Here is an 11712-nt window from a genome sequence, read left to right on the forward strand (position 1 = left end):
GGACGCCCGGCGCCGCCGGTGCTCCGGTCAGACTCCCAGGGACGCGTCCATCAGGCGGGCCACGGCGGCGTCCTCGCCGCTGAGGTCCACCCGGGCGTGGGCCTGCCGGCCGAAGCAGAACAGCAGCAGCTCGCTCGCCGGGCCGGTCACCTCGATCCGGGCGCCGCCCGAGGGGCCGCCGAGGGCGACGCCGCCGCCGATGCGGTGCAGCGCGACGCCGACCGGAGAACGGCGCAGCAGCAGCCCCCTGGCGGCCCGGACGCGCCTCCAGAACAGCTCCTCCAGGTCGGCGGGGAGCGTGCGGGGCTCCCACGTGCGCTGGGCCCGCCGCAGGTCCTCGTGGTGGACGAAGAGCTCGATGGTGTTGACGGCCGCGTCCATGCCGGGGACCAGGCCGTAGATCCCCGCCGGGCCGGAGCGGACGAGCTCGACCAGGCCGGCGAAGCCGTGCCGGGCCTTGAGGGACTCCTGCACCTTGGCGGTGTGGCCGGCCAGCGCGGGCAGGGCGATGCCGGGGAGGGCGTCGAGGCGGCGCTCCCGCAGGACGAGGTGGGAGGCGAGGTCGAAGGCGGTCCAGCCCTCGCAGAGCGTGGGGGCGTCCGGGCCGAGCCGCAGGAACAGGTCGCTGAGCTCGGCGCGTTCGGCGCGGGCGTGCGTCATTCCGTGATCCTAACAAGACCGTTGTGCGAGCAACCGGAAAGGGCGTCCGCCCGGTGATCGCGGAGGGCCGCGGCGCGGTGCGGCGACGAGGGCACGGTGCGGCGACGAGGGCACGGCGGGTGCGGCGGGACGGCCGGTCGTGCGGCCTGACGGGGTGCGGGACCGGTCCGGCGGGGCGGTCGCGAGCGCGTTCCGGCGGCCGGGGCGCCGCGAGCCGGCGATCATGGAATGCGCCGGGGCGGGAATAACGTGTCGGTCCGGCGTGATACTCACTTAGAGACCGACATCCCCGTCGAAAGGACACCCCCACAAGTGGCGAGCAAGGTGACGTCCGCCGTCATGCGCCAAGGGCTCCGCGTGCTGGGGGTGGCCATCCGGGCGGAGAAGGCCGTCTTCGCCGCCGCCGTGCTGTTCAGCTCGCTCTACGGCGCCATGACGGTCGCCTCGTCGTGGGCGCTGGGCTGGGCGATCGACAACGCCGTGCGGCCCGCCTTCGCCGCGGGCGAGGTCGCCGCCGGCACGCTCTGGGCGGGCATGCTGCTCATCCTCGGAACCGCGGTGCTCAAGGCGCTGGGCGTGGCCGGCCGGCGCTTCTTCGCCGGCGTCATGCAGTACCGCATGCAGGCCCGCTCCCGCCGGGAGGTCACCCGGCAGTACCTCCGGCTCCCGCTGGCCTGGCACCACCGCCACCCGACGGGCCAGCTGCTCTCCAACGCCAGCGCCGACGCCGAGGCCGCCTGGGCCCCGCTGGCCCCGCTGCCGATGGCCGTCGGCGTGGTCGTCATGCTGGTCACCGCCGCGGTCGCGCTGCTGCTCACCGACCTGATGCTCGCGCTCGTCGGTTTCCTGATCTTCCCGGCCATCGCCCTGCTGAACCTCGTCTACCAGCGCAGGCTCAGTCCGCTGGCCACCCGCGCCCAGCAGTTGCGGGCCGAGGTCAGCGAGATCGCGCACGAGAGCTTCGACGGGGCCCTGGTCGTCAAGACCCTCGGCCGCGAGGACACCGAGACCGCCCGCTTCGAGGCCAAGGTGCACCGGCTGCGCGACGCCAACGTCGAGGTCGGGCGGGTGCGCGGCCTGTTCGACCCGGTGCTGGAGGCCCTGCCCACGCTCGGCGTGCTCGCCGTGCTGCTGGTCGGCGCGTTCCGGCTGGAGAGCGGCGAGGTCAGCGTCGGCACCCTGGTCCAGGTCGCCTACCTGTTCACCCTGCTCTCCTTCCCGATCCGCGCGCTCGGCTGGGTGCTGGCCGAGCTGCCCCGCGCCGTCGTCGGCTACGAGCGGGTCCAGGCGGTCCTGACCGCCACCGGCTCCATGGAGTACGGCACCGCCACGCTGGACGCCGAGGGCCCGGCCCGCCTGTCGGTGCGCGGCCTCGGTTACGCCTACGGCGACTTCCCGGTCCTGTCCGGAGTGGACTTCGACGTCGAGCCGGGCCGCACGGTGGCCGTGGTCGGCCCGACCGGCTCGGGCAAGTCCACGCTGGTGCAGACCTTCGTCCGGCTGGTCGACCCGGCGGAGGGGGCGGTGCTCATCGACGGCACGGATCTGCGCCGGGCCGCGCGCGGCGCGGTCAGCGACGCGGTGGCGCTGGTGCCGCAGCAGGCGTTCCTCTTCGACGACACGGTGCGCGGCAACATCACCCTCGGGCTGCGGGCGGACGACCAGGAGGTCTGGGCGGCGCTCCGCCTGGCCCAGGCCGAGGGCTTCGTCAGCGCGCTGCCGTCCGGGCTCGACACCATGGTCGGCGAGCGCGGCACCAGCCTGTCCGGCGGCCAGCGCCAGCGCCTGGCCCTGGCCCGCGCCCTGGTGCGCCGTCCCCGGCTGCTCGTCCTGGACGACGCGACCTCCAGCGTGGACCCCCAGGTCGAGGCGAAGATCCTGGCCGGCCTGCGGGACGCGGCCGCCTCGCCGGCGGCCTCGACCGTGGTGGTCGTCGCCTACCGGATGGCCACCATCGCCCTGGCCGACGAGGTCGTCTACCTCGAGCACGGCCGCGTCGCCGACCGGGGGCCGCACGAGGAGCTGATCGTCCGCTGCGAGGGCTACCGCAACCTGGTGACCGCCTACGAGCGCCAGGAGGCCGAGCGCGTGGCGCTCGCGGAGGACGCGGAGGACGCGGAGAGCGCAGTGGGCGCAGCGGACCCGGGGCCCGGCGGCATCGAGGACATCGACGGCATCGACGGCATCGACGGCGCCGACGGCGCCGACGGCGCCGGAGAGATCGGCACGGACGAGGAAGTGAGCGCGTGACGGCAGTCCAGACGCCCCCGGAGACCCGGGGGCTCCAGAGCGTCGAGCGGTCCGCGCTGGCGACCGTCCTGCACGGGCTGTCCCTGACGCCCGAGTTCCGCAGGGGGCTGGCCGGCACGCTCGTGCTGGCCGTGTTCGCCACACTCGGCAAGGTGATCGTGCCCATCGCCGTCCAGCAGATCATCGACACGGGCCTGAAGGGCCCGGTGCCCGACGTGCCGTTCATCCGCACCGTCGTGCTGCTGTGCGCGGCGGCCGTGGTGGTCACCGCGGCCTGCGGTTACCTGATGAACGTCCGCCTCTACCGGTCGACCGAGACGTCCCTGGCCACGCTCCGGGTGCGGGCCTTCCGGCACGTGCACGACCTGTCGGTGCTCACCCAGAACTCCGAGCGGCGCGGAGCCCTCGTCTCGCGGGTCACCGGCGACGTCGACCAGATCAGCGCCTTCATGCAGTGGGGCGGTCTGATGATCATCGTCGCGGCGGGCCAGCTGCTGGTCGCCAGCGTGCTGATGTTCATCTACTCCTGGCAGCTCGCCCTGCTGGTCTGGCTCTGCTTCCTGCCGCTCATGGTCGCGCTGCCGCGCTTCCAGCGATGGCTGTCGGCCGCCTACACGCGGGTCCGGGAGCGGACCGGCGACATGCTCTCGGCGGTCGGGGAGTCGGTCGTCGGAGCGGCGGTGATCCGGGCCTACGGCGCCGAGGCGCGCACGGCCGAGCGGCTGGACACCACGATCGAGGCGAACAAGGCGGCGCAGGCCCGCACCCAGAAGATCGTCGCGACCGTCTTCCCGCTCACCGAGGTCGTGGCCGCGGTCGCCATCGCCGGGGTGGTGCTGCTCGGCGCCTACCTGGGCGTCGGCGGCGAGATCAAGGAGGGCGCCCTGGTCGCCTTCCTGTTCCTGATCACCCTGTTCGTCTCCCCGATGCAGATCGCCACCGAGGTGCTCAACGAGGCGCAGAACGCCATCGCCGGATGGCGGCGCGTCCTGGGCGTGCTCGACACCCCGCCCGACGTGGCCGATCCCGGCCAGGAGGGCGCGGAGCTGCCGCGCGGCCCGATCTCCGTCTCCTTCGAGCGCGTCGGCTTCGCCTACCCCGGAGGGGAGCCGGTGCTGCACGACGTCTCGGTCGACATCCCGCCGCGCTCGCGCGTCGCGGTGGTGGGGGAGACCGGCTCGGGCAAGACGACCTTCGCCAAGCTGCTCACCCGGCTGATGGACCCGGTCTCCGGCCGGATCACCGTGGACGGCGTGGACCTGCGCCGGGTGCGGTTCTCCTCGCTGCGCGAGCGGATCGTCATGGTGCCGCAGGACGGGTTCCTGTTCGACGGCACGCTGGCGGAGAACATCCGGTTCGGGCGGCCGTCGGCTACCGACGCGGAGATCGAGCTGGCCATGACCGAGCTGGGCCTGGCCGACTGGCTGGAGGGGCTGCCCGCCGGGCTGGCCACCGAGGTCGGCCAGCGCGGGGAGTCGCTCTCGGCGGGTGAGCGCCAGCTCGTCGCGCTGGCCCGCGCCTACCTGGCCGACCCCGACCTGCTCCTGCTGGACGAGGCGACCTCGGCGGTGGACCCGGCGACGGAGGTACGGCTGGCCCGCGCTCTGGAGGGCGTCACGCGGGGCCGTACCGCGGTCTCCATCGCGCACCGGCTCTCCACCGCGGAGGCGGCCGACGAGGTGCTCGTCTTCGATCGCGGCCGGATCGTCCAGCGCGGCCCGCACGCCGAGCTCGTCGCGGTGCCCGGCGTCTACGCCGACCTGCACGCCTCCTGGGTCTCGGCCGCCCGCTCGTGAACGGCGGGCGGCAGGGAATGACAAGATCTGAAAATAGCGACAAAAGGGACATTTTTCAGGGTTAAAGCGCACTCCTGGTGGCAGTGGCCCGGTATGGACGCGAATCCCGACCGGTCCGACGCGGACGTCGACCTGCTGCCTCCGGGGGTGCGCGCGGCTGTGGCCGAGAGCGACCTGATGGACGATCTGGACGACTTCCTGGTCGACGACGACGATGACGACGACCCGGTCCTGCTCCGCAAGGACGGTCGTCCGGTGGACACCTGGCGGGAGCACTACCCCTACGACGAGCGCATGTCCCGCGACGAGTACGACCGGATCAAGCGCCTGCTCCAGATCGAGCTGCTCAAGCTCCAGTACTGGATCAAGGACACCGGCGGCCGGCTGGTGATCCTGTTCGAGGGGCGCGACGCGGCGGGCAAGGGCGGCACGATCAAGCGGTTCATGGAGCACCTCAACCCGCGCGGCGCGCGCGTGGTGGCGCTGGAGAAGCCCAGCGAGCGCGAGAGCACCCAGTGGTACTTCCAGCGCTACATCGCCCACCTGCCCGCCGCGGGGGAGATGGTCTTCTTCGACCGCTCCTGGTACAACCGCGCCGGGGTGGAGCGGGTGATGGACTTCGCCACGGCGGAGCAGTACCTGGAGTTCATGCGGCAGGCGCCCGAGCTGGAGCGCATGCTGGTGCGCGACGGCGTCCACCTGGTGAAGTTCTGGTTCTCCGTCTCGCGCAAGGAGCAGCGCACCCGCTTCCTGATCCGCCAGGTCGACCCCGTGCGGCAGTGGAAGCTCTCCCCGATGGACCTGCAGTCGCTGGACAAGTGGGACGAGTACACCGAGGCCAAGGAGGACATGTTCCTGCACACCGACACGGAGGAGGCGCCGTGGACGGTGGTCAAGAGCAACGACAAGAAACGGGCCAGGGTGGAGGCCATGCGGCACGTCCTGAACCTGTTCGAGTACGAGAACAAGGACCACGCCGTCGTGGGGACCCCCGACCCGAGGATCGTGGTGAAGGCCGCCGACGTGCTGGTGGACGACCGCACCCGTTAGGGTCCGCTATGGTCGGGATGTGCGCGATGCCCGGCCCCTGCTCCTGCTGGACGTGGACGGGCCGCTGAACCCGTACGCGGCCGAGCCGCGCCCCGACGGCTACACCGCGCACCTGATGCGGCCGCTCGGCTGGGAGGACCAGCCGGGCCCACTCCGCGTCCTGCTCAACCCGGGCCACGGGGCCGCCCTGCTCGCCCTGCCGTACGAGCTGGTCTGGGCCACGACCTGGCGGCACGAGGCCAACGCCTGGATCGCGCCGCGGCTGGGCCTGCCGTGCCTGCCGGTCGTCGAGTGGCACGAGCTCCACTGGGCCGCCCGCGGCGACGGCGTGCACTGGAAGACCCGGCAGCTGGTGGACTGGGCGGACGGGCGGGCGTTCGCCTGGGTGGACGACGAGATCGGCGAGGCCGACCGCGAGTACGTGGCCGCCTGCCATCCGGCGCCCGCGCTGCTGCACCGCGTCGACCCCGCCGTCGGCCTGCTGGCGGAGGACTTCGCCCTCCTCGGGGACTGGGCCCGCGAGACCGCCGGGGCCCGGGCGGTCTCCGGCCGTGACGGGCGGGACCCGGCAGGGGGCGGCCAGGACGAGGACGATCGGGGCGAGGACGACCAGGCCGGCGGGTGCGGCAGAATGACCGCATGCCCCTTGACCCCGTGATCGCGGCGCGGCTGAAGCGCACCGCCGACGGGCTGGTGCCCGCCGTCGTCCAGCAGTACGACACCGGCGAGGTGCTGATGCTCGCCTGGATGGACGACGAGGCCCTGCACCGCACGCTCACCACCGGCCGCGCCACCTACTGGTCGCGCAGCCGCCGCTCCTACTGGGTGAAGGGTGAGACCTCCGGCCACGCCCAGCACGTCAAGTCGGTCGCCCTCGACTGCGACGGCGACACGCTCCTGGTCAAGGTGGACCAGGTCGGCGCGGCCTGCCACACCGGCGACCGGACCTGCTTCGACGCGGACGAGCTGACGGTGACCCGGGCGTGAGCGCCCGGCGGGAGCTGTGGACCTGGGCCGCGCTCTGCGCGGCCGGGGCCGGGCTGGTGCTGCTGGCCGCCGGGCGCGGCTGGGCCGAACCCGGCTCCGGCGCGACCTGGGCCGATGACGCCGGGCCGTCCGTCCTGACGGGCTCGGCGATCGTGCCCTTCCTGGGCCCGGTGGCGCTGGCCGCCCTCGCGGCGGTGGTGGCCGTGCTCGCCACGGGCGGCGCGGTGCGCCGCGCGGTCGGCGTGGTGATCGCGCTCTGCGGGCTGGGTGTGCTCGCCGGCGTCTGGTACGGGGTCGGCCGAGGCGTGCCGGCCGCGGTGATGCCGGACAGGGCCGCGGGGGAGGCGGCGGGCGGGTACCTCGGGATCCACTGGGTCTGGCCCGCGGTGGCGGCGGCGGGCGGGCTGCTGCTGCTGGCCGCCGGAGCGGTGGCCGCGGCACGGGGGCCCCGCTGGCCCGGCATGTCCCGGCGCTACGACCGTCGGGGACACGGCGGGGACGGTCCCGCCGGGGGCCCGGTCACCGAGCGGGTGCTGTGGGACGCGATCGACCGCGGGGCCGACCCGACCGCGGACCCCGAGGACCGCGCGCCCTGAGGGCGCGGACCCTGAGGGCGCGGACCCTGAGGACCGAGTGCCCTGAGGGCCGCGGACGCCGGGGCCGTCGGTTCCGGGGACCTGGTTCCGGGACTCACGGGCGCCGGGGCCGCGGGAGGCGGCGGGCGCCCGGTCACAACTTGCCCACGGCGCGGTTCCGGCCCTGTGGGGACGGATACCGTGTCACTAAGCTTTGCGCCCGCAGAGTGCGATAAGGGGAATTCCATGAGCTACGGGAACCAGCCCGGTGGGTACGAGCCGCCGAAGGGCGGAGGCTACGGTCCTCCCGGAGGGAACGGCGGGTACGGCGGGCCGCCCGCCGGGGGCTACGACCCCTACGGCTACGACCCGTACGCCTACGGCGCTCCGCCGCCGCCCCGGCCCAACAACGGCATGGCCGTCGCCGCCCTCGTCCTGGGCATCGTGGGGCTGTTCGCGTGCGGGGTGACCTCGATCGTGGGCATCGTGCTCGGGCACGTCTCGCTGAGCCAGATCAAGAGGACGGGCGAGGAGGGCCGCGGCATGGCCATCGCCGGCCTGGTCCTGTCCTACGTCGGCGTGGCCGCCTGGGTGGCCGTCGCCCTTCTCTACCTGGGGATGCTGGGACTCTTCTTCGGCGCGGCGTACTCGGGCGTCTGACCCGCCCGGCGGACGGCCGGAGCGGCGGGTGCGGGCGGCGCGAACGGGACCGCGGGGGGCGGGGCCGGAGGCCGGGAGCGGTCGGCCGGGGCGCGGGGGGACACCGGGGGAGCGGAGATGACGGGGACGGCGGCCGGGGCGCGGGGCCCGGGGCGGCGCGGATGGCGCGCCCTGCCGGCGCCGCTCGGCGCCGCGGCGGCGGTGGCGGCCGGGGCCGCCTTCGTGGGCGCGGTGGACCCGAACGAGCCGGGCCGCTACCCGGCCTGCCCGTTCCTGACGCTGACGGGGCTGTACTGCCCCGGCTGCGGCGGCCTGCGGGCCGTGCACGCCCTCACCCGGGGAGACCTGGCCGCCGCGTTCGACCTCAACCCGGTCCTGGTGCCGCTGGCCGCGGCGCTGGTGCTGCTGTGGGCGTGCTGGACCGTCGCGGCCTGGCGGGGAACGGCCTTCCCGGTAAAGATCACGCGTCCCGGGTACGCATGGGCGTTTCTCGTATTGATGGTGACGTTCTGGATCGGGCGAAACCTACCGATCGGGGAATTCCTGGCCCCATAGCGGTCCCGCGGCGGAACGCACGCCCGCCCCTGTGGCGGTTCGACCTCGGTCAGGCCGATAGCATCGGCAGGACAAGGCAACCGATCGGGAGGGACCTGACCCGTGAGCGAGCGGAGCGAGCGAGCCGTCAGACGCAGCAGCTTGCGAACGAGGGCGACGGAGGAGACCCCGGGGGGTCTCGGCGAGCGGAGCGGGCGGACCACAGGCACGGCGGCGCCCGCGGGCGTGACCTCCGGACGTCGCGGGGAGGCCGCATGAGCGTGCTGGACGAAATCATCGAGGGCGTCCGGGCCGATCTGGCCGAGCGGCAGCGGACCGTGTCGCTGGCCGACCTCAAGGAGCGCGCCGAGCGGGCGCCCGCGCCCCGTGACGCCTACAAGGCGCTGGGCGGCGACCAGGTGGCCGTCATCGCCGAGGTCAAGCGCTCCAGCCCGTCCAAGGGCGCGCTGGCCGCGATCGCCGACCCGGCGGCGCTGGCCGCCGACTACGAGGCCGGCGGCGCCCACGTCATCAGCGTGCTGACGGAGCAGCGCCGCTTCGGCGGCAGCCTCGACGACCTGGCCGCGGTCCGCGCCGTCGTCGACATCCCGGTGCTGCGCAAGGACTTCATCGTCACCTCCTATCAGCTCTGGGAGGCCCGCGCGCACGGCGCCGACCTGGCGCTGCTGATCGTGGCCGCGCTGGACCAGAACGCCCTCGTCTCGCTCATCGAGCGGGCCGAGTCGATCGGGCTGGCCCCGCTGGTGGAGGTGCACACCGGCGAGGAGCTCGACCGGGCGCTGGACGCCGGAGCCAAGATCATCGGTGTCAACGCGCGGAACCTCAAGACCCTCGAGGTCGACCGGGAGGTCTTCGCCGACCTGGCCCCGAAGATCCCGGACGGCATCATCAAGATCGCAGAGTCGGGTGTGCGCGGTCCGCACGACCTGCTCGCCTACGCCAGGGCCGGGGCCGACGCCGTCCTGGTCGGCGAGAGCCTGGTGACCGGAAGGGATCCGCGGGCCGCCGTGGTCGACCTGGTCACCGCCGGAGCCCACCCCGCATCCCGACCCGAGGGGCAGTAGGACAAGTGACAGCGACGCACGAGACCATCCTCACCGCGGCCGACCTGGCCGGACACGGCGTGCACGGCGACGACCCCGACCTGAACGGCAAGTTCGGCGTCTTCGGCGGCCGCTACGTGCCCGAGGCGCTCATCCCGGCGCTGGACGAGGTCGCCGCCGAGTACGACCGGGCCAGGAACGACCCGGAGTTCCTGCGCGAGTTCGACCACCTGCTGCGCACCTACGCGGGCCGGCCGACCACCCTCACCGAGGTGCCGCGCTTCGCCGGGCACGCGGGCGGCGCCCGGATCATCCTCAAGCGCGAGGACCTGACCCACACCGGCGCACACAAGATCAACAATGTGCTGGGGCAGGCCCTGCTCACCAAGCGCCTGGGCAAGAGCCGGGTGATCGCCGAGACCGGCGCCGGCCAGCACGGCGTCGCCACCGCGACCGCCGCCGCCCTGATGGGCCTGGAGTGCGTCATCTACATGGGCGCCGTCGACTGCGAGCGCCAGGCGCTGAACGTGGCGCGGATGAAGCTGCTCGGCGCGACCGTGATCCCGGTGCACAACGGGAGCAAGACCCTCAAGGACGCCATCAACGAGGCCTTCCGCGACTGGGTCACCAACGTCGACAGCACGCACTACCTGTTCGGCACGATCGCGGGCCCGCACCCGTTCCCCGCGATCGTCCGCGACTTCGCCCGCATCATCGGCGTCGAGGCCCGCCGCCAGATGCTGGAGCTGACCGGCGCCCTGCCGGACGCCGTCTGCGCGGCGGTCGGCGGCGGGTCGAACGCGATCGGCATCTTCCACGCCTTCATCGAGGACAAGGATGTGGCGCTGCACGGCTACGAGGCCGGCGGCCGGGGCCTGGAGACGGGGGAGCACGCGCTGACCCTCACCGAGGGCTCGGTCGGCGTGCTGCACGGCTCGCGCACCTACGTCCTGCAGGACGAGGAGGGCCAGACGATCGAGTCGCACTCGATCTCCGCCGGTCTCGACTACCCCGGTGTCGGCCCCGAGCACGCCTGGCTGAAGGACACCGGCCGCGCCGCCTACCACGGCGTCACCGACGCCGAGGCCATGGAGGCGTTCGCGCTGCTGGCCCGCACCGAGGGCATCATCCCGGCGATCGAGTCCTCCCACGCCCTGGCCGGAGCCCTCAAGCTCGGCCGCGAGCTGGGCCCCGAGGCGACCATCCTGGTCAACCTCTCCGGCCGCGGCGACAAGGACATGGGCACCGCGATGAAGTACTTCGACCTCTGACGAAAACCTCTGACGAAACCCCGCCGGCCGACCCGGCGTCCCTTCCGGCCCCGCGCCGGAGGGGGCGCAGGGGCCCCGATCCGCAACGGAACCGAACCATGACGACTCTCCAGACGGTGTTCGCCAAGGCGAAGGCGGACGACCGCGCCGCCCTCGTCGGATACCTGCCCGCCGGATTCCCGACGAAGGACGGCGCGATCGCGGCCGCCACCGCCATGGTGGAGGCGGGCTGCGACGTGATCGAGATCGGCCTGCCGTACTCCGACCCGCTCATGGACGGCCCGACCATCCAGGACGCGGTGCACCGGGCGCTGACCAACGGCACCCGCATCGCCGACGTGCTGCGCACGGTCGAGGGCGTGGCGAAGACGGGCGCGGCCACCCTGGTCATGACCTACTGGAACCCGATCGACCGCTACGGGGCCGAGCGGTTCGCCCGCGACCTGGCGAACGCGGGCGGCGTGGGCACCATCACCCCGGACCTGACCCCGGAGGAGGCCGGGCCCTGGCGCGAGGCCAGCGCCGCGGCGGGCATCGACACCGTCTTCCTGGTCGCCCCCAGTTCCACGGACGAGCGCATCAAGGCCGTCGTCGAGTGCTGCACCGGCTTCGTCTACGCGGCCTCGCTGATGGGCGTCACCGGCGCCCGCGACTCGGTCGGCTCGGCGGCGCGGGGCCTGGTCGAGCGGACCCGCGCCCACACCGACCTGCCGGTCTGCGTCGGGCTCGGGGTCGGCACCGGCAGGCAGGCCGCCGAGGTCGCCGGCTACGCCGACGGCGTGATCGTGGGATCGGCCTTCATCCGCCGCCTGCTGGACGCCGCCGACGAGGCCTCCGGCCTGGCGGCGGGCCGCGGGCTCGGGGC

Annotated in this window: 12 protein-coding genes (1 of these 12 running past the window's edge); 11 read left to right on the forward strand and 1 reads right to left on the reverse strand. The window is 73.7% G+C overall.

The features are described 5' to 3' along the window. Positions 1-27 precede the first annotated feature (27 nt). A complete protein-coding gene (locus ACFOWE_RS16610; RefSeq protein WP_377288619.1) occupies positions 28-660 on the reverse strand; it encodes a TIGR03085 family metal-binding protein in 633 nt (210 codons plus the stop codon). 339 nt (positions 661-999) lie between these two features. Here ACFOWE_RS16610 and ACFOWE_RS16615 point away from each other — a divergent pair, with 339 nt between their 5' ends. The 11 genes from ACFOWE_RS16615 to trpA form a co-directional block, all read left to right on the forward strand. After that, positions 1000-2910, forward strand: a complete 1911-nt coding sequence (locus ACFOWE_RS16615) for an ABC transporter ATP-binding protein (protein WP_377289169.1) — start codon at positions 1000-1002, stop codon at positions 2908-2910. Then, positions 2907-4706: an ABC transporter ATP-binding protein gene (locus tag ACFOWE_RS16620; RefSeq protein WP_377288621.1), complete on the forward strand. Its 1800-nt coding sequence runs from the start codon at positions 2907-2909 to the stop codon at positions 4704-4706. The genes ACFOWE_RS16615 and ACFOWE_RS16620 overlap by 4 nt, the downstream gene beginning before the upstream one ends. A gap of 93 nt (positions 4707-4799) precedes the next feature. After that, a complete protein-coding gene (gene ppk2, locus ACFOWE_RS16625; RefSeq protein ID WP_377288623.1) occupies positions 4800-5756 on the forward strand; it encodes a polyphosphate kinase 2 in 957 nt (318 codons plus the stop codon). Positions 5757-5775: 19 nt separating this feature from the next. After that, positions 5776-6414: an HAD domain-containing protein gene (locus ACFOWE_RS16630; protein ID WP_377288625.1), complete on the forward strand. Its 639-nt coding sequence runs from the start codon at positions 5776-5778 to the stop codon at positions 6412-6414. Beyond that, positions 6396-6743, forward strand: a complete 348-nt coding sequence (gene hisI, locus ACFOWE_RS16635) for a phosphoribosyl-AMP cyclohydrolase (protein ID WP_377288627.1) — start codon at positions 6396-6398, stop codon at positions 6741-6743. Before ACFOWE_RS16630 ends, hisI begins: the two co-directional genes overlap by 19 nt. Next, positions 6740-7339: a Trp biosynthesis-associated membrane protein gene (locus ACFOWE_RS16640; RefSeq protein ID WP_377288629.1), complete on the forward strand. Its 600-nt coding sequence runs from the start codon at positions 6740-6742 to the stop codon at positions 7337-7339. Before hisI ends, ACFOWE_RS16640 begins: the two co-directional genes overlap by 4 nt. A gap of 225 nt (positions 7340-7564) precedes the next feature. Next, complete coding sequence (locus ACFOWE_RS16645; protein WP_377288631.1) at positions 7565-7978, forward strand: DUF4190 domain-containing protein; 414 nt, start codon at positions 7565-7567, stop codon at positions 7976-7978. A 117-nt stretch (positions 7979-8095) separates the two neighbouring features. Further along, positions 8096-8533: a DUF2752 domain-containing protein gene (locus ACFOWE_RS16650; protein WP_377288633.1), complete on the forward strand. Its 438-nt coding sequence runs from the start codon at positions 8096-8098 to the stop codon at positions 8531-8533. A 254-nt stretch (positions 8534-8787) separates the two neighbouring features. Further along, entirely contained in the window at positions 8788-9597 is an 810-nt protein-coding gene (gene trpC, locus ACFOWE_RS16655) for an indole-3-glycerol phosphate synthase TrpC (protein WP_377288635.1), read from the forward strand. A 44-nt stretch (positions 9598-9641) separates the two neighbouring features. Beyond that, positions 9642-10847 (forward strand): tryptophan synthase subunit beta, encoded by a 1206-nt coding sequence (trpB, locus tag ACFOWE_RS16660; protein WP_377289171.1) that lies wholly within the window; start codon positions 9642-9644, stop codon positions 10845-10847. Between the two features lie 98 nt (positions 10848-10945). Next, positions 10946-11712, forward strand: partial view of a tryptophan synthase subunit alpha gene (trpA, locus tag ACFOWE_RS16665; RefSeq protein WP_377288637.1) — the 5' portion only. 31 nt of this gene lie beyond the right edge of the window; 767 of the gene's 798 nt are visible here — the first part of the coding sequence; the start codon lies at positions 10946-10948; the stop codon falls past the right edge of the window.

It is taken from the genome of Planomonospora corallina, assembly GCF_042650625.1.
Taxonomy (GTDB): domain Bacteria; phylum Actinomycetota; class Actinomycetes; order Streptosporangiales; family Streptosporangiaceae; genus Planomonospora_B; species Planomonospora_B corallina.